Genomic DNA, 25,069 nt, shown 5'->3' with positions numbered 1-25,069 from the left:
GTGGAGCAAGGACCCATGCAGCCCTTCTCCGGTTCGTTAACGCTTATCTTTTCTATACAGGATATAACTTCTGCCAACGTAGTTCAACGGAACGCTCCAGACGTGGACGAGCCGCGTGAACGGCCACATGGCGAAGATGAGGAATCCTGTCAGGACGTGCAGCTTGAACATGATCGGCACGGATGCCATGAACGCTGCATCCGGACGCAGGATGAGCAGCGACCGGAACCAGATGGAGATCGTCGACCGGTAATCGAAACCGGGTGTCATCGTGTTAGTGATCAGCGAGCTGTAAACGCCGAGGAATACGATGATCAGCAGGAACGTATTGACGATCAGGTCCGACGCTGACGACAGATGCCGGACATTGCTGTTCGTGAACCGGCGGCTCGTCAGGATGATCATGCCGACCAGCGTCACGACGCCGAAGAATCCGCCGCCCCACACAGCGCCGATATGGTACAGGTGGTCACTGACCCCCATCGCACGCGTCCATTCTTTCGGAACGCCGAGACCTCCGATATGGCCGAGGATGACGGGGAAGATCCCGATGTGGAACAGCAGGCTTCCGATCATCAGCTGTTTCTTCTCGATGAACTCACTCGATTTCGCTGTCCAGCCGAACTGATCATGCCGGTACCTGAAAATATGCCCGACGATGAAAACTGCAATGCAGAGATAAGGGAATATCACCCATAAAAATTGACTAGTCATTGGCCGGAACCTCCCGTGGGATGATGCATGCTTTGAACTCTTCTCTCATCCCTTTCACCAGCGGATAATAGGGACTGTTGTATTTTTCCAGTGCTTTCATCAGATTATAGGAACCGTCTTCGAGGACGGCGAGGAGCATGGAAAAACTTTGCTGCGCCCGCGGATCCCCTTTCCATTCCGACGCGTAGATGAACTCGCACATGAGCGGCAGGGAATCCGAGAGCTCGCTGTCCGGCATGATCAGTCCGAACATCTCATACATCACTTTCAGCCGGGCGAGCGTCTGGCCCCGTTCCTTCGAATCCCCGAACTTCACATAGGTCATGAAAAGCGTCGCATCACTTTGGAAGTCGAGTGTGTACGTGTACAGCTCCTGGATATCGTCGAGGCTGTAAGTCTGCATCAGGTCCCAGTATTCCTTCACGTACGGATACGAAGGGTCGGAGGGGCGTACGGACCCCTCCAGCACATTCGGGTGGAACGTTCCTTTGTCAGGATAGGAGAACTGCTTTGCGAAGAACCCGAAGATCTGTTTCTTGTCGTAGAGGAGATCCAAGTCAATCACGCCAGATCCCCCCATAGAAGTTCTCTTCGTAGATCTCTTTTCCGGTTTTCACCGGAGCGCCCGGCGTTACAGGTCCGCAGCCGTCACAGCCGCCGTCCGAGCCCATGACGGAGAAGCCGCTGTACGGATTCTCGGCCTGCGCTGCCTCGCCGTATGTGCCCATTCCGGTATAGCCGGCTGAGCCTTGTGAACGGTAGACGTTCATCTGGCCTTCTTTGTGGGACGTCGGGATGACGAAACGGTCTTCGTACTTCGCGATGGCGAGCAGCCGGTACATCTTCTTCGTCGACGAAGCGGTCAGGCCGACACGTTCCAGCTTGCTTTCATCGAAGTCCTTGCCGGACGTCTGCGCGCGCATGTAGGAACGCATCATCGCCATCCGCTGCAGCGATCCTTTCACCGTTTCCGTATCTCCTGCCGTCAGCATGTTGGCGAGGTACTGGATCGGGATCCGCATCTCTTCGATCGCCGGGAAGATCATATCCGGGTTCTTGATGGAATCCTTCCCTTCGAAGTAGTTCATGATCGGGCTGAGCGGCGGCACGTACCAGACCATCGGCAGCGTGCGGTATTCCGGGTGAAGCGGGAATGCCAGCTTGTATTCGATTGCAAGCTTATACACCGGTGAATTCTGTGCAGCGGTGATCCAGTCTTCCGAAATGCCGTCTCTTCTTGCCTGTTCGATCACTTCCGGATCGTTCGGGTCGAGGAACAGGTCGCACTGGGCATTGTACAGGTCTTTCGGATCCGGTGTGGCCGCTGCTTCGAGTACGCGGTCCGCGTCATACAGCAGGACGCCAAGATAGCGGATCCGGCCGGTGCACGTCTCCGAGCAGACGGTCGGCAGGCCCGACTCGATGCGCGGGAAACAGAATGTACACTTTTCGGCTTTGTTCGTCTTCCAGTTGAAGTACACTTTTTTGTACGGGCAGCCTGTCATGCAGTAGCGCCAGCCTCGGCATGCTTCCTGGTCGACGAGAACGATGCCGTCTTCATCGCGTTTGTACATCGCACCGGACGGACAGGAAGCGACACAGCTCGGGTTCAGGCAGTGTTCGCACAGTCGCGGCAAGTACATCATGAATGCGTTCTCGAAATTGAATTTGATCTCTTCTTCGATTTTCTGGATATTCGGATCGGTCGGCCCCGTGATGTGGGCGCCGGCGAGCTGGTCTTCCCAGTTCGGGCCCCATTCGAGGTCCATATAGTCGCCTGTTACGACAGATTTCGCGCGCGCGACGGGCGTATGCTTGCTGTCCGGCGCCGTCGTCAGCTTTTCGTAGTCGTACGTCCATGGCTCGTAATAGTCTTTCATCTCGGGCATATCCGGGTTGTAGAAGATTTTGCCGAGTGCGATCTTGGATAGCTTGGAGCCCGATTTCAGCTCCAGCTTTCCGTTCTTCAGGTTCCAGCCGCCTTTGTACACTTCCTGGTCTTCCCACCGTTTCGGATAGCCGATCCCCGGCTTCGTCTCGACGTTGTTGAACCACATGTATTCCGCGCCTTCACGGTTCGTCCATGTCGTTTTGCACGTTACACTGCACGTATGGCAGCCGATGCATTTGTCCAAGTTCATCACCATTGCGATCTGCGCTTTAATCTTCAAGCCAGTTGACCTCCTTCAGTTTCCGGACGGCAACGTACTCATCACGCTGGTTGCCGATCGGGCCGTAGTAGTTGAATCCGTAGCTGAGCTGGGCGTAGCCCCCGACCATCTGCGTCGGTTTCATATGGATGCGGGTCGGGGCATTGTGGCTGCCGCCGCGCTCTTCCGTGATTTCGGTACCCGGCACCTGGATGTGTTTGTCCTGGGCGTGGTACATGAACATCGTCCCTTTCGGCATCCGGTGGCTGACGACGGCACGTGCAGCGACGACACCGTTGCGGTTGTACACTTCGAGCCATTCGTTGTCCGCGATGCCGTGCGCGTCTGCGTCGACATTCGACAGCCAGACGGTCGGACCGCCGCGGAACAAGGTCAGCATGTGCTGGTTGTCCTGGTAAGTCGTGTGGATATTCCACTTGCCGTGCGGCGTCAGATAGCGCAGGATGAGTGAATCTTCCGTTCCGGCGACCGGCCGGTCATGCGGTCCGAGCACGAGTGGCGGCAAGGTCGGCTTGTAGACCGGCAGTGCCTCCCCGAAATCGAGGAACAATTCGTGATCGAGATAGAAGTGCTGGCGGCCTGTCAGTGTCCGGAACGGCACGAGTCGCTCGATGTTCGTCGTGAACGGCGAGTATCTCCGTCCAAGTTTGTTGGAGCCGCTGAACACCGGTGTCGGGATGACTTCCCGCGGCTGGGCAGTGATTCCTGCAAACGTGAACCGCTCGGCTGCACGGTCTGCTGAAATGTCTTTCAGTTCCACTCCAGTGTCGTGCTCTGCTGAAGCGAACGCTTTTTGAGAGACGCGGCCGTTCGTTGCGGATGACAGCGTCAGCATCGCTTCCGCCACGTGTTTTGCCGTATGCAGCTTCGGCAGTCCGTCTTTGATGGTGTCATCTTCGTAGACGCCGTTGATGCCTTTCATCATTTCGTATTCTTCCGCCACGGAGAAGCTGACGCCGTGTGCGCCGACTTTCCCTGTCGACAGCAGCGGGCCGAGGGTGACGTATTTATCATAGACTTTTGTGTAGTCGCGTTCGACGACGGTCATGCCGGGCATCGTTTTGCCGGGCACTGCTTCCGTCTCGCCTTTCTTCCAGTCACGCACGTCACCATACGGCTGTGCAATCTCTTGCGCGGAGTCATGCGCCAGAGGCGATGTGACCAAGTCTTTGTAGACGCCCGGCAGGTAGGTTTTCGCCATTTCGGAGAACGTCTCCGCGATCGACCGGTAGATGTCCCAGTCGGATCGGGATTCCCAGAGCGGGTCGACTGCCGGGTTGAACGGATGGACGAATGGGTGCATGTCCGTCGATGACAGATCCACTTTTTCGTACCACGTCGCCGCTGGCAGGACGATGTCCGCATATAACGGAGTCGTCGTCATCCGGAAGTCGAGGGCGACGAGCAGGTCGAGCTTGCCTTCGACTTCGTCACGCCAGACGACTTCCTCCGGTTTCATCCGCTCGTTCGGTTTCGCGAGCAGTCCGTCCGTCGTTCCGAACAGGTGCTTCATGAAGTATTCCTGCCCTTTCGCCGAACTCGAGACAAGGTTCGACCGCCAGACGAACAGGCTGCGCGGGAAGTTTTCCGGAGCGTCCGGATCTTCCACCGCGAAGTTCATGGCCCCCGATGTGAGCTGGTCTTTCACGTAGTTGACGATTTCGGGGGTCGTCGTATGGCCGGCCTGTGCCGCTTCTTCCGTCAGCTGCAGGCTGTTCCGGTTGAACTGCGGATACGACGGCATCCAGCCGAGACGTGCAGCGAGTACGTTGTAGTCGGCAGGGTGCTCATAACGCGCTTTGCCGCCGAGTGGTGACATGAGCGACTGTGTGCCGGCTTCTTCGTATTTCCACTGGTCGGTCGCGAAGTAGAAGAACGATGTCGCATTCTGGAGACGCGGCGGCGCCTGCCAGTCCCGTGCGAACGCGATCGTGCTCCACCCTTCGATCGGACGGCATTTCTCCTGTCCGACGTAGTGCGCCCAGCCGCCGCCGTTGACACCTTGCGAGGCTGTCAGCGTGACGAGGTTCAGGATGGCGCGGTAGATCGTGTCACTGTTGAACCAGTGGTTGATGCCCGCCCCCATGATGATCATCGAGCGGCCGCCGGTATCGAGTGAGTTCTGTGCGAATTCACGGGCGATCTGGATGACGAGTTCCGGTTTGACGCTCGTGATTTTCTCCTGCCAGCCCGGTGTGTAGATCGATGATTTGTCGAAGTAGTCGGCCGCTTCGGATTCGTGCCCTGTGCGGCGGACGCCGTATTGGCTCAGCATGACGTCATAGACAGTCGCGACCCGGCGTTTCGTTCCGTCCGCCAGCGTAATCTCTTTCGCCGGAATCGTACGGGCGAAGACGCCGTTCGACAGGTTGTCGAAGAACGGGAACCGGATCTCCTCCCATTCGGCTCCGTGATCCGCGATGGACATCGCCGGTTCGGTGCGCGTGCCGTCTTCGTTGTCGAGCAGCAGGTTCCATTTGACATCATCTTCCCAGCGCTGCCCCATCGTGCCGTTCGGGACGATGATCTCGTTCGTCGTTTCATCCAGGATGACCGGTTTCCACTCAGCGTGCTGGGAGTCCTGGCCGATATCACTGGCACGCAGGAAGCGGCCGGCTTTGTAGGCTCCCTCGTGTTCATCCAGCAGCAGGAGGAACGGCATGTCGGTATATTGCTTCGCATAGTTCAGGAACATCGGTTCTTTCCGCTGCTCATAAAATTCGTCGAGAATGACATGGGTCATCGCCTGCGCGACCGCTGCGTCCGTTCCCGGGTTCGCCGCAATCCAGTCGTCTGCATGTGTGACACTTTCCGCATAGTCCGGTGCGACGGATACGACTTTCGTTCCTTTGTAGCGCACTTCGGTCATGAAGTGGGCGTCCGGCGTCCGGGTAAGCGGAACGTTCGAGCCCCACATGACGATATAACCCGCATTGAACCAGTCGCTCGACTCCGGCACGTCCGTCTGCTCGCCCCAAATTTGTGGGGAAGCCGGCGGCAGATCCGCATACCAGTCATAGAAGCTCAGCATCTCGCCGCCAAGGAGGGAGATGAAGCGGGCGCCTGATGCATAGCTGACCATCGACATTGCCGGGATTGGTGTGAAGCCGGCGATCCGGTCCGGTCCGTACTTGCGGATCGTGTAGATGAGCTGCGCGGAGATGAGCATCGTCGCGTCACGCCAGTGGATCCGGACGTGGCCGCCTTTTCCGCGCGCCTGTTTGTACTCGGCTGTTTTCGCCGGGTCTTCGACGATGCTTTCCCATGCGCGCACCGGATCCTTGAATTCGGTGAGTGCCTGGTTCCACATACGCCACAATTTTCCTCTGATATATGGATATTTCACGCGCAACGGGCTGTATTCGTACCATGAGAACGAAGCGCCCCGCGGACAGCCGCGCGGTTCGAATTCAGGCATATCCGGGCCGCAGGAAGGATAGTCGATCTGCTGGTTCTCCCACGTGATGATCCCGTTCTTCACGAACACTTTCCAGCTGCAGGAACCGGTACAGTTGACCCCATGTGTCGTGCGCACCACTTTGTCGTGGGACCAGCGCTGGCGGTACATGTTCTCCCAGTCGCGGTTCTTCTCTTCAAGCACGGACCAGTCACCTGAATACTTTTCCACCGGCTTGAAATAGTTCAAGTTGAATTTCGTTTTCCTCATTGCTCTTCCTGCTCCCTTCTGAATGACCAATCGAGTACATCAGAAATATACTGCTAAGATTTTCTTATATATCCATCCTAGTATGTTTTCTGATAACTATCTATCAGGGATTTCCCTATTGCTGAATTCGGTTCTTTTATCGCATCAGCACTTATGATAAAAAGTAGGAGTTTATCTTTCTGCCGCTGAGGGAATAGTCTGTCTCCTCGTGAGGATGGAGCATCTTGGGTCTTTTTCTCCATCGCCCGCTCTCCTCAAATTTTCTTACCGTTTCGCTTTCCGGCTCCAGTATACGCGGCAGGATGGCAGCTAACTATAAGGGGAAGTCCTATTTCAGGAGAGGAGAAACGAGCGGTTTTCAAGGAGATTAAGGGATTTGGATATGTTCCCGGCAGGCATTGGTTGTCCGGAAAACAGAAAAAAGCCGGGAATCCGGCGTGCTGCCGGATTCCTGGCTTCAAGTATTGCTTATAGATCGTCAAATCCGTTCAAGTCGCTCGTTTTGACGTATTGACGGGATGTCTGTTCGAAGAAATCGGTCTTCGTCCCGTCGAAGTTATCGGTATAGGCGCGGATCCACTTCATCGGGTTGTCGATGAATTCCGGATACAGTTCGCTCAGGCCGAGCATGCGGAGCATTTTGTTCGCCCGGTACTTCACGTAGCCTTCCATTTCTTCGAGGTCGATGCCTTCGATATCCGCGAGCACGTAGCGGCTCCAGATGACTTCCTGTTCCACGGAGTGGCGGAACTGGTCATAGATCCATTCCGTGAACTCCTCCGTATTGTACTCCGGGTTTTCCGCAAGCGCAGCGCGGAAAATATCGCTGATCGCCTTGCCGTGCTGCAGTTCATCGCGGTTGATGTACGAGATCATCGTCGACGTGCCGACCATCTTCTGATGGCGCGCCATATTATAGAAGAAAGCGAAACCGCTGTAGAAGAACAGGCCTTCCAGCAAGGTCGTGTAGACCATCGCTTTCAGCACCGTCTCAATCGTCGGGTTTGTCGCGAATTCGTTGTACACCTCAACGATGCGCTCGTTCCGTTTCATGAGCACTTCGTCGGTGCGTCCCATCTCGAAAGAGGCGATCTGCTTGTCATATGTCGTTACGGATGACAGGACGTACGCATAGCTGTGGTTATGCTCGCTTTCCTGGTCCGCGATCGTCGCCATGATCGATTTGACGGAAGGGTCCGTCGTGAAATCGGCGATTTTCATGGCGATGACGGTCTGCGGTCCGTCGAGCGTCGCCAGCAGGCCTATGATCTTGAGGAAGGCATCCTGCTCCGCCTTCGATAATGTCGGGAACTGCTTGACGTCCTGCGTCATATCCACTTCGTTCGCCGTCCAGAAAAGCGAGCGGATGCGCTGCCGCAATGTATAGAAATGCGGGTGCGCGAGGTTGTTCCAGTTCAGGATCCCGCTTGCTTCCCCGCCGAAGATGGCTGTCGCTTTGTTCGGGTTCGCCGGGTTCAGTACGTTAACTCGTGTAAGTGTCGCCAATGGTCCAGCACTCCTTCTGCCCATTCCGTGACGTGGATTTCCTGCGCGCCGCGGGGGCTTTGTTCGATTTTCAGCGGCGCGAGCGCCGAATTGTAGAAACGCGCCAGCTTGACGGCGGCCTGGCAAAACAGATCATCGCCGCCGAACTGGGTGTCTCCCGTGCCGAAAACGTAGACATGTTCAGGCTTGACGCCGACGTCGAGTACAAAATCCTTCACTTCGTCAGGGGTCGAGCCCTGATCCCACGTGAACGACCCGACGATCATGGCACCGAAATCACGATAATCCGGAACGGGCCCCGTGCCGATGCGGTGCATGTGCACAGTTGCGCCGCCCGTTTCCAATGTATGTCTGATCAATTCCGCTGTTTCCGCTGTATTGCCGCTCCATGACGCGTACGCAATCAGGAATGACACCATTCGCACTCCTCGATGTCCGAGGCGGTCGAGCGGGTATAATACGTCGTCTTCATGCCCGATTTCCATGCCTGCATGTGCAGATTGAGCAATACGGAAGCCCGGATATTATTCGGTACATAGAAGTTGAATGAGATCGACTGGTCGATGTGGCGCTGACGGGCAGCGTTCTGCTTGATCGACCAGCGCTGATCGACGATATACGCCGACCGGCGGTACACATCATACGTATTGTGGTTGAGATCCGGCGCGATGACCGGCAGTTTGTAGTCCTTCTTCTCTTCGTGATAGAACGGTTTGAAGACCGGATCGATCGACGCGGTGGACCCTGCGATGACCGATGTCGAGCTATTCGGCGCGACGGCCATCAGGTAGCCGTTGCGGATACCCGTCTTGGCCACTTGTCCGCGGAGTTCGTTCCATTGTTCCGACTCATAGCCGCGTTTGTCGAAATACGCACCGTTTGCCCAGTCGGACCCTTCGAACAGCGGGTACGGCCCTTTTTCGGCAGCGATTTCCATGGAGGAACGGATCGTCAGGAAAGCGATCTGCTCATACAGACGGTCTGCGAATTCCACTGCTTCGTCCGATTCCCATTGGATGCCTTCGAGCGCAAGCAGGTGGTGCCAGCCGAACGTCCCGAGTCCGATTCCGCGGTAGCGGCTGTTCGTCCGCTGCGCCTGGACGACCGGGATCTTGTTCAGGTCGATAACGTTGTCGAGCATGCGGACCTGGATCGGGATGAGCCGCTCCAGGACGCCTGCAGGGACCGCTTTCCCGAGATTGACACTGGACAAATTGCAGACGACGAAGTCGCCCGGCTTCGAACGGGTGACGACGATATCGTCTTCGAGCGTGACCGATTCGAATTCCGTCGCGCTCATGTTTTGCATGATTTCTGACCTCTTCTTCGACTAGGCTCGCTAGGCCTAATCCGCATAATAAATATGCTGCTACATGTCGCCATGTAGAGGAGACTATATCATCATCCCCAGCACAACCTGGTAGGATGCTCCGCTTTTCCCTTTATGAATTATCTCTGTTTTGCATCAGAGCCTCGCTTGAGGGGTACTCTACTCGCTTCTTCACTAGTATTTTTTCAACTAGCTATGCTTTCGATAGTCGTTAGGCATTTACTCTGCAACGATATAATGGTCTGGGAAAGTTTTTGAATACATTCGCATCCGCATTGCATGTGTTGATATATTATGTGCAATAGCGGCTTTAGCAATACTCTCATAAGTAATACCTTTTACAACACATTTATAAGCGGCTGACTTATGAGTGGGTTTTTTATTTTTTGGGCTGAGTCTTTGGTAGTCCGGAAAGTTATCGGAATCTAAACGATACATAATGGTCGTAGTGTTTATTGATAAACGACGTGATGCCTCTGCGGCTGAGCAATAGTGTATGCCGTCAATAATTATTGCCCTAGAGTTTGCTTGTACGACAGATTCTATCATCCGAGCAGTTTTTTTCTTTCCAAACTGGTGGTTAGATGAGCCTGTCATTTGTTTTACCCTCATACTCCTGATTTTTTCTTTATCAGGATTAGTTGTAAAACAATCTCCGCCAATTGAAGTAAGTTTTATATTGTAATAGTCCGGTGATTCTACGGCATTTCGTTTTTCAATAAACAGTTCTTCCATGACGTTCAATTCTTCATCCGAATAGGCTTCTGCAAGAATCTTCCTGGCAAAGTTTTCTTTTCCGTACTTCCTTATTGCTCGTTTTAAGTAGACACCTGACCCTAAATACGTCTCCCAATTGTTTGCCCTGCCATATATACATTTCCCAATGTATTTCATACCATTAATTCTATTTGTAGTCTCGTAAACAAAACCAAACGGCTTTGCCAACTTTCACACCTCCATGAGAATATACGTTCTCATTTCAATGTTACTACAATAGCAGAGATTTAGCACGGGATTGCCTTACTAAATAAGGGTTTCCCCGTTTAACGGAGTTTTCGACAGCCATTACTGACTGAAGGTGCTAGCGTTAACACAAATTACTTGAATAGACGATGCCTTCGTGCTTGTTTGGGTTAGCCCGGTTGACTTCATCACGATAGAACATGTACGGCGTCCCGGTCTCCAGCTGGCTACGCATGATACGTTTCATGATTTCAATGGCCGGCACGGTCTCTTTCGTGATCTCCGGGTGGCTTACACACGCTTCGTAGCGTTCGCGGAATGTGCCGGATCCTTTCGTCTCGTCATACGAGTCCTCGAGGGAGTAGCCCATCACCGTGCGGACTTCGTGTGGATCGAATAAGTGCCAGTCCCCGCGCGCATCTACCGCTTCCATGAAGATATCCGGCAGGCAGACACCTGTGAAGATGTCATGCGCACGTAGCCGTTCGTCGCCGTTGTTCAGCTTCAGGTCGAGAAATGTGGAGATGTCCTTGTGCCACACATCGAGGTAGACTGCGACCGCTCCTTGACGCTGGCCGAGCTGATCGACGCTGACTGCTGTGTTGTTCAGCTGCTTGATCCATGGGAGTACGCCGCTTGACGCGCCTTTGAATCCGCGGATGGATGACCCGCGTGAGCGGACTTTGCCCATGTAGACGCCGATGCCGCCGCCGTATTTCGACAGGTTCGCGATATCCGTGTTGCTGTTGTAGATACCTGTGAGGGAATCATCGACCGTGTCGATGAAACAGCTCGACAGCTGTCCGTGGGGCTTGCCTGCATTCGAGAGTGTCGGTGTCGCGACAGTCATGTACAGGTTGCTCATCGCCCAGTACGCTTCAGCGATCTTGCCGATACGGTCTTCCGTCTCCTGTTGCATAAGTGTCATGGCGATGACGAGCCAGCGTTCCTGTGGCAGTTCGACCGCTACCTTCGTATAGTTGACAGCAGCGTAGCGGTCCATGAGCGTCTTCAGGCCGATGTAGGTGAACAGCTTGTCCCGTTCAGGCTTGATGAGTGCGCCGATCGCTGTCAGTTCGTCAGGAGTGTAATGGTTTGTCAGGTCTTCTGTGTAGAGACCCTGGCCGACGAGTGAAGCGACGTGGCCTGCGAAATCAGTGTAAGGAGCTCTGCCTCTTATTTCTCGTTGTTCTGCATACAGCTGGCCGAGGTAGAGCCGTGCCGCCACAAACGTCCAGTAGCCTGCCGCTTCGTCGATGTTGCTCAGCGCCTCCAAAATCATAGCGCTTGTCCACTCGGAAAGTGAATTGTCTGGATGCTTTATCAGCCATTTTTCACTGGCCTCCGTGAGTGGGGTAATCTTGTCTGTCCCAAATTCCTCTTGTAACTCTTGCAGGATGCGTGCTGTTTCGTTTGTTTCCTGAGTGAGTGTCATACCGATCGTCCCCTTCCTTGATTTGCACATTTATTAAACGTAAGGATGATAGCTGTACAGCTGTCATTAAGGTCTATATTTAATTAATGTAATTCCACTCTCCAACTTCTTTAAACACTATATATTGTGTTGATTTTCCCTATCATATCATATATCTTGTGATTTCTCTCGTCCATAGGCCAAAAGATTTTTTCTTTTCAACATAGTTTTATTGAAATTAGCTGCTACTATAAAATTGCCCCAAAGCAATATATTATCATACTTAGCGGGTATGCAGAATCACTTCACCTTACAAAATAACATGCGAAATCCTCACGCTTTTCTCCCAGCTTGCCCGCCTGGAAAAAGTTGCGGAATTAAAAAAAGAGGAGAAAAAATAGCACTTTCTCCTCTCGTTTCCTGTTCATTTCGATTATGCGTCTTGTTCACGTGCGGCAAGTTTGAAACGGTCGACGACGAGCTGCAGTTCACCGGCGATCCGGGTCATCTGCTGCACGGATTCCGCCACCCGTTCCAATTCACCCTGCTGGGCGACGGACGAAGCACTGACCTGCTCGGCGGAAGCTGCCGTTTCTTCGGATACCGCAGAAACGCTCTGGATGGCGAGGACGGCCTGGTCCTTGTGGGAAACCATGTCCTTCAAATTGCCGGAGAGTTCGTCGATGGCGCGGTTCATCCGCTCCGTCAGTTCCGCGTTGAGTGCGAACGACTCTCCGGTGCTTGCGACGGAAGCGCTCTGGTCTTTCATAGACTTCGTATTTTGCGCGATCACTTCAACGGTCGCTTTCGACTGGTCGAGGATCTCCTGGACGGTCTGCTGGATCGTCCCGGTCTCCCGGCTCGACTGCTCAGCAAGTTTCCGGACTTCTTCCGCAACGACCGCGAATCCTTTGCCATGCTCGCCGGCGCGCGCTGCTTCGATGCTTGCGTTCAGCGCCAGCAGGTTCGTCTGGGCGGTGATGTCCTGGATGGACGTGATGACTTGGTTGATGCCGGAGATTTTGTCCGTCAGGGCGGTCATCTGCTGTTCGACTTGTCCGTTCATGCGGTTGGCGTTTTCGTTCTGATTTCTCAGGCGCCCGACTTCCGTCATGCCGTTCTGTGTCGATTCGACCGTCTGATGGGACAGCTGTTCCATCTGTGCCGAGATGGCGGAGATTGCCGTGATCTGCTCGGCCAATCCGCCAATCCGGCGGCTCGTCTCCTCTGTATCCTCGGACTGTCTCGCCGCGCCTTCTGCGATCTCTTCCGTTGCGACGGACACTTCCTGGCTCGAAGCGACGATCTCCTCGAATGCATGGTTCACTTGGGCAGAGGAGTCTGTCAGCTGGCCGGATGCCTTGAGCACCTCACCCAGTGCTTCGTTCGTCTGCGCGAGCATGTAGTTGTAGGATTTCGCGACCGAGCCGATTTCGTCTTCCCGGAAGCCGTCCGCAGCGACCGTTTCCGACAGGTCGCCCGTCGCCGCCTGTTCCATCGAATGCTGGACGCGGGTCAGCGGACGGATATGCCGATAGATAAAGAACGCCGTCGTCAGGCCGACTAGCAAAATCATGACGCCTGCCGCGATAAGGGTAAAGATGACAATCTTCGAGAACTCGGCGATGATTTCAGATCGGGGCAGCACGGTCTGCACGGTCCAGCTCTGGTCGAATCCGTCGATGGTGAGCGGAGCGAATGTATTGAATGCACGTTCATTGTACGATTGCGATTCGACATACATCGTGACCGGTTCACCGGCTGTGGTTTTCTCTTTGACCGGCTCCCAGTCGATTGCATCTTTCATATTGGTGCCGTTCATCTTCTCTTTCAGGCTGTTCTCAATGAGCACTCCGTCATCCGAAATAACCGACGCGTACCCGCCGTGCGGCGCAATGTCCGCCGTCAGCCCTTTCAGGAAGTCGAGCGACATGTTGGCGGACAGCACGCCGAGCAGCTTGCCGTCCGCTGACAGGATCGGTACGGAAAGCGAAGTGACTTTCGTCGTCTTGTCCGGCGTTTCATAGACGACCGGCTCTTGCAGGAACGGTTTTTTGCTCTCCTTGGTCGTCAAGTACCAGTCCCCGTTACCCGGCTCTTCATAACCGGTGGCAGGCATGATTTTGAGTCCTGATTCCGATTTCAGCAGGAAGGGGATGAACCTGCCGTCCGGATCGACTAGCCGTTTTTCAGTAATCGTCAGGCCGTCTGTCGACAGGACACCGCTTTCGAATACAGCGTTCATGCTGACGGCATTCGGGTTCCCTTCCAAATTCGCCTGCAGGACGGACAGGACTTCCGATGCAGCCAGCGTAGAGTTTTCGTTCATCGTCTCCAGCACCCGTTTCGTCGTCATGAGCGACTCGCCGGTCTGCCGGAATTGTTCGCTCAGTTTGAGTGCGACGAGTTCCGTTTCATCCGCCGCCTTCTCTTCGGCACTGCTGACGGACAAGCTATGTGTGTAAATATTCGTGCCCAGTGCATAAACGGCGAACAAAATCAGAAATACGCCGATGATGATCGCTGAGAGCCGGAACACGAGGCTTTTTGTTTTTTTCATAGTACTCTTCCCTTCTGGTTGTTAAGACTTTATGATTATACCTAAACGACCAACCGTTGGGTAGCTTTTAGCACTTTCGTCACAAAAAAATCATCGGACCTATGATAGATCCGATGACTGATGATTCAAATATAAGGTGTGCGCGGCTAATTTACCGCTGTTCCTCTTCGCCCCAGCATTCCGTGCCTGTCAGGCCGGGAATGGACTTCGCTTCGAATACAGGGTTTTTCCCCTTCTTCCGCTGCCGGGTGAAATCATCGAGCACACGGAAGGCGGTCCGGCCGAGCATGGCGATGACCACCAGATTCAGCACTGCCATAAGTCCCATGAAGACGTCTGCCAGGTTCCACACGAGGTCCACTCTCGCAAGTGCCCCGAACATCACCATGCCGAGCACGGCAATCCGGTAGACGGCCATCCAGACCTTATGGGCGTTGATGAACTCGATATTGGTCTCCCCGTAATAATAGTTTCCGATAATCGAGCTGAAGGCGAAGAACAGGATGGCGATCGCAACGAAGTACGGCGCCCACGAACCGACATGCTGCGCCATCGACGCCTGTGTCAGCAGGATGCCGTCCTGCTCCCCTTTGTCGTACAGACCCGCCAGCAGGATGATGAAGGCCGTCGCCGAGCAGATGATGATCGTATCGAAGAACACACCGAGGCTCTGCACGAGACCCTGCTTCGCCGGATGCGTGACGTTCGCCGTGGCGGCAGCGTTCGGCACACTCCCCATCCCGGCTTCGTTTGAGAACAGACCGCGACGGACGCCCTGCATGATCGCAGCGCCGACACCGCCGCCGGCCATTTCCTTCAGTCCGAAAGCGTGTTCGAAAATCAGGGCGATCATCGCCGGGATTTCCGTAATGTTGATAATGACGATGTAAAGGGCGACTGCAATGTAGAACGTCGCCATGATCGGGACGATCGCCTGCGTCACCTTGACGATCCGCTTGACGCCGCCGAAAATGATGATGCCGGTCAGCACGACCAGAATCAGGCCGACTGCCCAGTCCGGAATGCTGAACACATCCGAGAACGACTGGCTGATCGTGTTGGACTGCACCGCATTGAAGATGAATCCGAAACAGAGTGTCAGCAGGATCGCAAACGCCACTCCGAGGCCGCGCTGGTTAAGCGCTTTCTGCATGTAATACGCAGGCCCTCCGCGGAACGTATCGCCGTCCCGCACTTTGTACACTTGGGCCAGTGTGCTTTCGATGAACGCCGTCGCCATCCCGACAATCGCGATCACCCACATCCAGAAGACGGCTCCGGGACCGCCGATACCGATTGCGAGCGCGACTCCGGTCACGTTTCCCGTACCGACACGGGAAGCGGCACTGATCGTGAACGCCTGGAACGCCGACACGCCGTCTTCACTGTCTTTCTTTTCGGTGATAAGCCGGAACATTTCACCGAACAGGCGGAACTGCACGAACTTCGTCCCGACCGTAAAATAAAGGCCGAGCACTAATAAAAGACCGATCAATACGTATGTCCATAGATAATCGCTGAACGGGCCGGTCACCCATTCCAATATATTGGTCACCATGCTGTGCCCACCTCTCACTTTCGTCTGGCTGGCATTCTATTCTGCCTGCTTGTTACGTACCCTCTTTTTTAATCGTTAGACAGTAAAAAAGGCCGATGGTTTAGTAAACCATCGGCCTTGGAGTGCTGTCAATCTATTTTTACAGCCGGGTTTGAACCGGCGGCCGTCTTCAAAGGACGTACTGATCGATTTTCAGGACGAGCTCCGCGATTTCAGGCTTGCTGACCTGGGCATCGGCGCCGACACTAGTCCCCTTGTGTTTCAGCTCATCGGTGATGAGGGAGGAGAAGATGATGACAGGCAGCTTTTCGAGCTCTTTGTTTTCCCGGATGCGCCGTGTGAAATGATGGCCGTCCATCTGCGGCATTTCGATATCGGTGATTACAAGCTGGATCGTATCTTCGATATTGCCGCGCTCCGCCGTGCTCTCCAGATACTCGAGGGCATCCTTACCGTTCTCGAAGAATTCAACACGGTCATAGCCCGCTTCGGACAGCGTCGTATGGAGGAGTTTGCGCAACAGCGGAGAGTCTTCTGCGACGAGGAGCCGCTTGTCCGACCGTTCGCGCTGGCCGAGCTTACGGATCTGTTCCACCCGGATCCCGGTGTCCGGGCTGATTTCCATGACAATCTTCTCGAAGTCCAGCAACAGCAGCATCTCCCCGCCAAGCTTGATGACGCCGATGACAGGTGACGTTTCTGCGGAGTAGGCACCTGACGGCTTTTCGATCGCATCCCAGGAAATCCGGTGGATCATCGTGACGTTATGGACGTGGAACACAACTTGCTGCTTGTTGAAGGAAGAGACAATGTATTTGTCATTTTTCGGATTCGCCGAAGGCCCCATGCCGAGGACACGCTCCATGCTGATGACGGGCAGGATTTCCCCGCGCAGCTGGATGATCCCTTCGACTGCCGGGTCCGCATGAGGGATCGGGGTGATCGGCATCGGCACGATGATCTCCTTCACTTTGATGACGTTAATGCCGTAGCGGCTCCCCGCTACTTCAAATTCCACTATTTCCAGTTCGTTCGTTCCGCTTTCCAGTAAGATCCCGCTCTCATACGCCATTGCACTCAGTCCTTTTCGTTTGGTCTATCGCCTGTCCGTTTCCGGCGCTGCCGGCGGCCGGCAGCGCGTCTCTCGTTCTTATTTCGGCACGAATGGACGGGAGGTTGAGGGTCCGGCGCCGTTTTTCTCAAATTCCCTGCTCGGAGTTGTCGGATCCGTGACTGGAAGCAATTAAAAAAACCGACCTGCTTCAGCAGATCGGTCCTGTTTCGTCTTCCGTCAGTCGTCCCATGTGACGGACATGACCTTTCCGGAAATCGCATGGATCTGGTACGTCGCTTCGTCCGGCCCGTCGTCGACATCGATTTCGATTTCCACCAGGTAGTAGCCGCCATCTGTCGTCTTGACGAAGTCCACATCATCCACTTCGCCGTTCAGCTGGCGCAGTGCGATCTGGATAGCCTGCTGTTTAGTCAGCAGCACCGTTTTAGGCGGTGTCTGCGGCTGCGCCGGCTGTTTGGCCGGAGGGGACGGATTCGGTTTCGGCTGGACGGCGGGAGCCGCCGGAACCTTTTTGACCGGCTGCTGTTTCGCAGGTTGTGCATGTTGTGCAGGTTGCGAATGCTGTGCAGCCGGTGCTGTCCCGGCAGCGGGCCGCGCGTCCGGTTTCGGCTGCGCAGCCGGCGCTTGAGTTGCAACAGGCGTTTCAGGATCTTTGGCTGGCGCGGCGGATTGATCTCCTCCGGCTCCGCTGCCTTCCTTGTCTGCTCTGTCCTTCTTGTCTTCGTCATCATGGGCGGCCTTTGTTTCTGCCGCCACGGCAGCCATATCCGGTGCCGCCGACACGAGTTCCATCGACAGTACTTTCCCTGTATCGCCTTCTATTACGAGCGCATAGCTGGAGCCGGCCCGCGTCAGTTGTGCCTCGTAGTTATCATCATCCAGCCGGAGCTGATCGACTTTTCCGTTATACATGACTTCCAGCTGGCTCCTGATTGCGTTGCTTGGGATGGTTTCCGCCTGCGAGATGTTGTTTTCCATATAAAAAACGCCTGCCAGGACGGCGATGATCATCAGGATGGCCGGGAACAGCCATTTCTTGGTGGTCTTCATAATGCTTCACCTCTCTCCGCAGTGTAGCAGACGGACATTAGAATTCACTGAGAAGCGGGGTGTTTCACGATGCGGATCGTCACTTCCGTCCCGTCCCCTTCTTCACTTTCGATATCGAGTTTCGCGCCGAGACCGATGGCGATTTCATTGGCGATCGCAAGGCCGAGTCCCGTGCCGCCTGTTTTCCGGTTCCGGTCTTCATCGACCCGGTAGAATCTGTCGAACAGGAAGGGGATGTCTTTCGCCGGAATCCCCTTGCCGTGATCCCGGATCGAAATCCTTACGACTGTCTCTTCTTCGGCGATTGTCACGTCGATCGGCTGTTCGCTGTATTTGCGTGCATTGTCCAGCAGGATGAGGATGAGCTGCTTCAGATGCGCACTGTCCGTCGTCGCCTCCAGCCGGGACGGTGCGGTAAGACGGATCGGCCGATTGTAGGCGCGGCTGATCATATGGATGGCCTCTCCCGTCAGTGACCGGATATCCGCCGGTTCAAAGAGATAGGACGCAGGTTCGTTATTACGCGCCAAGTTGAGCATCTGTTCGATCATTTCGGTCATACGCTTCGTCTCGCTGCGGATCGCAGTCAGTGCCTCTTCTGCAATTTCCGGCTTGTCCATCCCTCTCCGCTGCAGCAGACGGGCGTAACTGTCGATGACAGTGATCGGCGTCTTCAGTTCGTGGGAAGCGTCCGAGACGAATTTCTCCTGTTTCGTGTAGTTCTGTTCCAGCTGGATCATGAGCTCGTTGAACGTCTGACCCATCTGCGCAAGTTCATCCTTGCCGTTCTCCGGCACGGCGATCTGCTGGAATGTGCCCGAACGACGGCTCGCTGTCATCGCCAGGATCAGTTTTTCGATCGGCTGGGTGACGATGCGGCCGAGCGTCATACTCGAAATGATGATCGGGATCATGGCCAGCAGTGTGATTCCGACCATGACGACGCGCAGCAGCCCCAGATTCGCTTTCAGATCAGTCAGCACTTGCGTCATCTGCAGCTGGACGACTTCCCCGGTCGGCCAGATTGTCGGAATGGCGATGGACAGCGCCTCGTATCCTTCGTACGGCACAATCGTGAACGCTTCGTCCTTCGTCGGCACCGGGAATTTTTTGTCGTAGCCTTCCATCGACTGTACAGTCAAAATGTCATCGCCGTCCGCTCCGGCGACACGCAGCGCACCGTTTGGCGGCACATAGGCGCGCAGGACGATTTCCGCCTCCTCTTCGTCCGTCATCTTGCTGAGGGCGACGGTCAGTTCCTTGGCACTGCCGAGCAGCTGCGTATACTCAGTATGATGCAGCCGCTTGTCGAACGTGAAGTAGATTCCGAGATTGCTCAGGATGAGCAGGATCAGCATCATCAGTGTCGACAGGAAATGGATCTTCGTTTTAAGCTTCATGCGGTGCATCCTTCAGCGCGTACCCGACTCCCCGCACCGTATGGATGAAGGACGGACCGCTGTCCCGGTCGATCTTTTTGCGGACGTAGCGGATGTAGACATCGACGACATTCGTGTCACCGTAATAATCAAAGCCCCAGACGGCATCCAGCAGCTGTTCACGTGTCAGCACCTGGTTCGGATGGGTCAGCAGGTGGAACAGCAGGTCATATTCCCGCGGCGTCAGCTCGATCGGCACCCCGTCCCTCCGCACTTCCCGGGTCTGGTCGTGGATGGACAGCCCGTTCACTTCGTGGAGATGTGTATCCTCTTCGGCCGTCCCTTTCGCGGAGAACCGGAGCGCTGCACGGATCCTCGCAAGCAGTTCCTCGATTTCGAACGGTTTCGTGACGTAATCGTTGGCGCCGAGGTCGAGTCCCGTCACTTTGTCTTCCATATCGCTTTTCGCCGTCAGCAGGATGACCGGCGTCATCGTGCCGTCTGCCCGGATCCGCCGCAGTACATCGAGCCCGTTCAGCCCCGGCAGCATGAGGTCGAGGAGGACGAGATCCCACTCTTCCTCCCGATATTTAATGAGCCCGTCCGTCCCTGTGTGGCACGCCGCTACTTCATAGCCTTCAAACTCGAGTTCCAGCTGCAGGACGCGGGCAATGCTTTCTTCGTCTTCGATGATGAGCAGTCGATCTGCCATGTCAGTTCCCCTTTTCTTTCGTGTGCACAGCAGGCGCACTGTCCATTCGGCGCCTGTCTGTTTTCTTTCATTCTATCAGGTTATCGGCGGGCTGAAAAAAAAGAGGTCCCGCTTGTTTCGAAGCGGGAACCTCTTTTATAGAAATACGATGACAGCGAGTATGGCGGCCAGGACGATCCGGTAGATCGCGAACGGCACGAGCTTGATCTTGGAGATGAGTGACAGGAAGAAGCGGATCGACAGCAGGGAAAAGACGAATGCGCTCACGAATCCGACAATGTAGAACCCGATATGGTCGAGCGATAAGTATTCCCAGTTTTTGAGGACGGAGACGAGGCTCGCCCCCATCATGATCGGAACGGCCATAATGAACGTGAAGTCCGCCGCTGTCCGGTGGTTCATGCCGAACAGGACGCCGCCTGAAATCGTCGCACCGGAGCGTGAGAACCCAGGCCACAGGGAGAGGCACTGGACGAGTCCTACGGTGAATGCCTGCCGGTATGTAATCTGGTCGAGTGACTGCACGGGCGGGTTCTTCGGCCCGAAACGGTCGGCTGCGAGCATGAGGATCGCCCCTGCCACGAGGGCAACGATCACCGTCTCCACGCCGAACAGGTAGTCATCGATAAGATCCTTCAGGGCGAAACCGAGCACGACGGCCGGCAGCATGCCGACGATGACATGCAGCAGGTTGAAGCTTTTGCTTGCGGGCTGCCCGTCGACTTTGTACAGGCCGATGAGGCTGAACAGCCGCTTCCAGAAGACGACGACGACAGCGAGGATCGAGCCGAGCTGGATGACGATTTTGAACGTGATGGATGGATACTTGCCGAGAAACTCTTCGCTTTTCAGCCACATGTCATCGACGATGATCAGGTGTCCGGTGGATGACACGGGCGCAAACTCGGTCATCCCTTCGACGAATCCGAGGATGAGGGCTTTCAGGAATTCAAATAAGTCCATAGTGTGTTACCTCTGCTTTCTGTAAAAGGCGATGTACCGGAGGCACGCGTAACCCCCTCCGGCCAGAAGAAGTGCATAGATGACGGCGGAATAGGTTTCCATATAGCCGACAACAACATGCCAGTGGGCACCGAGCTGCATGCCGAGGCCGATCAGGATGCTGTTCCAGACGAGACTGCCGAGTGCCGTCAATAGAAGGAACAGCGGGAAGTTCATACCCGCCATGCCAGCGGGGATTGAAATGAGACTGCGGACGAGCGGGACGACGCGGCAGACGAGCACCGTCCACGGGCCGTGCCTGGCGAACCAGGCATCCGCCCGTCGGATGTCGTGGCGCGTGATGCGCAGCCAGCGTCCGTGCCGGTCCGCTATTTTTTCGAGTCGCGCCGTGTCCATGAACATGCCGACTCCGTACAGCAGCATGGCGCCGATGACGGAACCAGCGGTCGCAGCGGTGATCATCCAGCCGGCCGACAGCCCGCGGGTGACGGTCAGAAAGCCGCCGAACGTCAAAATGAGCTCAGACGGGATCGGCGGAAACAGGTTTTCGATCAGAATCAGTGCCAGCACTCCGATATAGCCGTATTCTTCCAGCACGGCCAGGATCCAGCCCTCCATCCGCGCCCTCCCTTCCGTTGTATTCATCATACCGAATCCAGGGGGATCGGAAAAGCTTGAGTTTGTGTGTGAATCATGGGATTGTGCTCATAAAACGTTGGAAACCGCTCATAAACTTGCGATTTCGCTCATAAATCTCGGAAAACGCTCATAAACTTGCGATTCCGCTCATAAATCTCGGAAAACGCTCATAAACTTGCGATTCCGCTCATAAATCTCGGAAAACGCTCATAAATCTCGGAAAACGCTCATAAACTTGCGGTTCCGCTCATAAATCTCGGAAAACGCTCATAAACTTGCGGTTCCGCTCATAAATCCCGCCTCCCAATCGCCGGCCTGACATAATGACGCCTGCCGGCAACCCAGGTTTCCCGCCACTCTTGCAATGTACGAAACTCCCCGCCTTCCTATGACAGATCTCCTCAAGAAAACCCGTCCGGCAGCCGGACGGGTCTCCTTTCATTCATTCAACTGTCTGCGCAGCTCCGCTTTCAGGAACTTGCCGACGGACGTTTTCGGGATCTCTTCCATGAACACAATGTCGTCGGGCACCCACCACTTCGCGAACTGCCCTTCCAGATAGCCGAGGAGTTCCGCTTTCATCGCGTCATCCGCCGCCTGGCCTTCGTTCAGCACGACGACTCCGAGCGGGCGCTCCTGCCATTTCTCGTCCGGCACCGCGATGACCGCTGCCTCGAAAACAGCGTCATGTGTCATCAGGGCGTTCTCCAAGTCGACACTCGAGATCCATTCGCCGCCGCTCTTGATTAGGTCCTTCGTCCGATCGGTGATCTTGAGGTAGCCGAAGTCCGTCATGACGGCGATGTCCCCCGTATAGAGCCAGCCGTCGCGGAACGCTTCTGCCGTCCGTTCATCTTTGTAGTATTCATCCGCAATCCATGGACCGCGGACGGCTAGCTCTCCCATCGTCTTGCCGTCCCACGGCACTTCGCCGTTTTCGTTCACGACTTTCACGTCGAGGCCGGGCATGATGAGCCCCTGCAGTGCACGCAAATCCACTTTTTCATCCATCGAGACACCGTCCATGCCGGATGTCAGCACGGACAGGCTGACGAGCGGAGACGTTTCCGTCATGCCGTAGCCGACGATGAACGGGACTTTGTAGCGCTCTTCGAAAGCGCGGATGAGCCCTTTCGGCGACGCCGAGCCGCCGCAGACGATTGCGCGCAGCGACGACAGATCACGCGGCTTCGCGTCTTGAGCTTTCAGCACGGCGAGCCAGATCGTCGGCACTCCCGCGGTCAATGTCACCTTTTCCTGTTCGATCAGATCCAGCAGCAGATCGGGGACCAGACCCGGCCCCGGCAGTACTTGCGTCGACCCGAAGAACACTGCGGCGAACGGCATCCCCCAGGCGTTGACGTGGAACATCGGGACGACCGGCATGACGACATCACGCTCCTGCAGCCCCATCGCGTCGGCGAGGCCTAAAGCATAACTGTGCAGCACGATTCCCCTGTGCGTATAGACGACGCCCTTCGGATTGCCCGTCGTCGCGGATGTGTAGCACATGCCGGCGGGCGTGTTTTCATCCAGATCCTCCGGGAACTCGAACGCATCGGACGCTTCGTCGAGCAGCGCTTCATATGCGTGGACGTTCGGCAGGTCGGTCTCCGGGATATCCTTGCTGTCGCCCATGATGACGTAATGTTTCACTGTCTTCAGCAGCGGTGCGAGCTTCTCGAGGTGCGGGAACAGGTTGTCATCGACGAGCATGATTTCGTCTTCCGCATGGTTCACAACATAGGCGATATGCTCGGGGGACAGGCGGATATTGACCATGTGCAGGATTGCGCCGGTGCACGGGACGCCGAAATATGCTTCCAGGTGGCGGTGGTGGTTCCAGCCGAACGTCGCCACTTTCGTCCCGTGAGACATGCCGAGCTTGGTCAGCGCATCGGCCAGTTTCCGTGTCCGTTTTGCGAATTCCCGGTATGGAATCCGGTGGATCGTGTCTGCGGCTGTGCGTGAAATGATAAGCTTCTCCGGAAAAAACTGTTCAGCCCTGCGGATGAATGACGTCAGATTCAATGGCGTTTGCATCATACTGGCCCTCTCCCTTATCCTTCGATTTTTCGTGCACCGTACAGGAACACTCTGTCCATCCTATGCACGCACCACTTACAGCATTTCAATGATCGTCGCGTTCGCCATGCCCATCCCTTCACAGATTGCGAGCAGTCCGTAACGTCCGTCCGACCGCTTCAGCTCGTGCATGAGCGAAACGATCAGTTTCGTCCCCGTTGCGCCGAGTGGATGGCCGAGTGCGATCGCACCGCCGTTGACATTCAGCTTCGCCGGGTCGGCCCCTGTTTCGGCGAGCCAGGCGAGCGGCACGGGGGCGAAGGCTTCATTCACTTCATATAAGTCGATGTCATCGATTGACAATCCAGCTTTCTGCAGGACGCTCCGGGTCGCTTCGATCGGCCCGGTGAGCATGAGCGTCGGGTCCGAGCCGACAACTGTCCTGGCTATGATCCGCGCGAGCGGCCGGACGCCGAGCGCGTCGGCCTTCCCCCGGCTCATGAGCAGTACCGCGGAGGCGCCGTCGCTCATCTGGCTCGCATTTCCAGCTGTGATGACGCCGTTTTCGTCGAAGACGGTGCGGAGGCCGGCAAGCGTCTCCGGTGTCGATTCGGGGCGAGGGCCTTCATCGACAGAAAACAGGCGTGTCCCTCCGTCTGCACCGGCAACCGGTACTGGGACGATCTCCGGTTCGAACCGGCCGCTGCCGATCGCTTCGATAGCCTTCCGGTGACTGTCGTGCGCGTATCTGTCGAGCGCCTCCCGGGTCAGCCCCCACTTCTCTGCAATCCGTTCCGCGGACAAACCCTGATTGATGATTTCATACCGCGCGGTCAGCTTGCCGCTAGGTTTTGCGGCATGCATGTTGGAAAACATCGGTTCACGCGTCATGCTCTCGACACCGCCCGCAATGACGACGTCCATATCGCCGCAATCGATCGCCTGCGATGCGAAGTGGACGGCCTGCTGGCTGGAGCCGCACTGCCGGTCGATCGTGACGCCGGGGACCGTCACCGGAAATCCGCCGATCAGCCCGGCCGTCCGTGCAATATTGCCGCCCTGTTCGCCGGACTGCGTCACGCATCCGAGGATGATATCGTCCGTCTCCTCTTTCGGTACACCTGCCCGTTTCATCAGTTCGTCGAGCACGAGGGCCGCCAGTTCGTCCGGCCGCGTACCGGACAGGCTGCCTTTCCTCCGGCCCACTGGCGTCCGAACACCCGCCACAATCACTGTTTCCGTCATATGAGCACATCCTTCACGAGTTAATCGTCATAGTTTTCCAATAACTATACCAAGTTATGAAAGCGGTTTCAACAGGAGAATGAATGAGTGCTTTGCAA

Annotated in this window: 17 protein-coding genes and 2 pseudogenes; all 19 read right to left on the bottom strand. The window is 55.7% G+C overall.

Annotated elements, in window-relative coordinates; all coding sequences use genetic code 11:
* Positions 1 to 36: 36 nt before the first annotated feature.
* Entirely contained in the window at positions 37 to 714 is a 678-nt protein-coding gene (narI, locus tag NFU03_RS07700; protein WP_251637594.1) for a respiratory nitrate reductase subunit gamma, read from the bottom strand.
* Entirely contained in the window at positions 707 to 1,279 is a 573-nt protein-coding gene (locus tag NFU03_RS07695) for a nitrate reductase molybdenum cofactor assembly chaperone (RefSeq protein ID WP_251637592.1), read from the bottom strand. The genes narI and NFU03_RS07695 overlap by 8 nt, the downstream gene beginning before the upstream one ends.
* The gene (narH, locus tag NFU03_RS07690) at positions 1,272 to 2,885 is read right to left on the bottom strand and encodes a nitrate reductase subunit beta (RefSeq protein WP_251637590.1); all 1,614 of its coding nucleotides are present in this window, start codon (positions 2,883 to 2,885) and stop codon (positions 1,272 to 1,274) included. Before narH ends, NFU03_RS07695 begins: the two co-directional genes overlap by 8 nt.
* The gene (locus NFU03_RS07685) at positions 2,875 to 6,552 is read right to left on the bottom strand and encodes a nitrate reductase subunit alpha (RefSeq protein ID WP_251637588.1); all 3,678 of its coding nucleotides are present in this window, start codon (positions 6,550 to 6,552) and stop codon (positions 2,875 to 2,877) included. Before NFU03_RS07685 ends, narH begins: the two co-directional genes overlap by 11 nt.
* Before the next feature lie 468 nt (positions 6,553 to 7,020).
* Positions 7,021 to 8,082: a ribonucleotide-diphosphate reductase subunit beta gene (locus NFU03_RS07680; protein ID WP_251637587.1), complete on the bottom strand. Its 1,062-nt coding sequence runs from the start codon at positions 8,080 to 8,082 to the stop codon at positions 7,021 to 7,023.
* Entirely contained in the window at positions 8,028 to 8,477 is a 450-nt protein-coding gene (locus NFU03_RS07675; RefSeq protein ID WP_251637585.1) for a flavodoxin, read from the bottom strand. The genes NFU03_RS07680 and NFU03_RS07675 overlap by 55 nt, the downstream gene beginning before the upstream one ends.
* Positions 8,462 to 9,376 (bottom strand): annotated as a pseudogene (locus NFU03_RS07670) (ribonucleoside-diphosphate reductase subunit alpha); the annotation flags it as partial. The gene NFU03_RS07675 and the pseudogene NFU03_RS07670, both read right to left, overlap by 16 nt.
* Before the next feature lie 231 nt (positions 9,377 to 9,607).
* The gene (locus NFU03_RS07665) at positions 9,608 to 10,333 is read right to left on the bottom strand and encodes a hypothetical protein (protein WP_251637583.1); all 726 of its coding nucleotides are present in this window, start codon (positions 10,331 to 10,333) and stop codon (positions 9,608 to 9,610) included.
* A gap of 145 nt (positions 10,334 to 10,478) precedes the next feature.
* A pseudogene (locus tag NFU03_RS07660) lies at positions 10,479 to 11,786 on the bottom strand (ribonucleotide reductase N-terminal alpha domain-containing protein); the annotation flags it as partial.
* Between the two features lie 412 nt (positions 11,787 to 12,198).
* Positions 12,199 to 14,325, bottom strand: a complete 2,127-nt coding sequence (locus NFU03_RS07655; protein WP_251637581.1) for a methyl-accepting chemotaxis protein — start codon at positions 14,323 to 14,325, stop codon at positions 12,199 to 12,201.
* Positions 14,326 to 14,476: 151 nt separating this feature from the next.
* Positions 14,477 to 15,883, bottom strand: coding sequence for an alanine/glycine:cation symporter family protein (locus NFU03_RS07650; RefSeq protein WP_251637580.1), 1,407 nt, complete (start codon positions 15,881 to 15,883; stop codon positions 14,477 to 14,479).
* A gap of 169 nt (positions 15,884 to 16,052) precedes the next feature.
* Positions 16,053 to 16,955, bottom strand: a complete 903-nt coding sequence (locus NFU03_RS07645; protein WP_251637578.1) for a chemotaxis protein — start codon at positions 16,953 to 16,955, stop codon at positions 16,053 to 16,055.
* 219 nt (positions 16,956 to 17,174) lie between these two features.
* Positions 17,175 to 18,008, bottom strand: a complete 834-nt coding sequence (locus NFU03_RS07640; RefSeq protein ID WP_251637577.1) for a PepSY domain-containing protein — start codon at positions 18,006 to 18,008, stop codon at positions 17,175 to 17,177.
* A gap of 44 nt (positions 18,009 to 18,052) precedes the next feature.
* Positions 18,053 to 19,408 carry a sensor histidine kinase gene (locus tag NFU03_RS07635; protein ID WP_251637576.1) on the bottom strand — a complete coding sequence of 452 codons (1,356 nt, stop codon included), beginning with the start codon at positions 19,406 to 19,408 and terminating at the stop codon, positions 18,053 to 18,055.
* A complete protein-coding gene (locus NFU03_RS07630; RefSeq protein WP_251637575.1) occupies positions 19,398 to 20,099 on the bottom strand; it encodes a response regulator transcription factor in 702 nt (233 codons plus the stop codon). Before NFU03_RS07630 ends, NFU03_RS07635 begins: the two co-directional genes overlap by 11 nt.
* A gap of 135 nt (positions 20,100 to 20,234) precedes the next feature.
* On the bottom strand, positions 20,235 to 21,062 hold the full coding sequence (locus tag NFU03_RS07625) for an undecaprenyl-diphosphate phosphatase (RefSeq protein WP_251637574.1): 828 nt from the start codon (positions 21,060 to 21,062) through the stop codon (positions 20,235 to 20,237).
* Positions 21,063 to 21,068: 6 nt separating this feature from the next.
* A complete protein-coding gene (locus NFU03_RS07620) occupies positions 21,069 to 21,680 on the bottom strand; it encodes a DedA family protein (protein WP_251637573.1) in 612 nt (203 codons plus the stop codon).
* A gap of 459 nt (positions 21,681 to 22,139) precedes the next feature.
* Positions 22,140 to 23,747: a long-chain fatty acid--CoA ligase gene (locus NFU03_RS07615; RefSeq protein WP_251637572.1), complete on the bottom strand. Its 1,608-nt coding sequence runs from the start codon at positions 23,745 to 23,747 to the stop codon at positions 22,140 to 22,142.
* A 75-nt stretch (positions 23,748 to 23,822) separates the two neighbouring features.
* A complete protein-coding gene (locus NFU03_RS07610; RefSeq protein ID WP_251637570.1) occupies positions 23,823 to 24,971 on the bottom strand; it encodes a thiolase family protein in 1,149 nt (382 codons plus the stop codon).
* Positions 24,972 to 25,069 lie beyond the last annotated feature (98 nt).

Origin of the sequence: Sporosarcina sp. NCCP-2716 (assembly GCF_023707985.1) — a bacterium.
Classification (GTDB): Bacteria; Bacillota; Bacilli; order Bacillales_A; family Planococcaceae; genus Sporosarcina.
The sequence above is the reverse complement of the archived record's forward strand: the minus strand, read 5'-3'. Positions and strand labels throughout refer to the sequence as shown.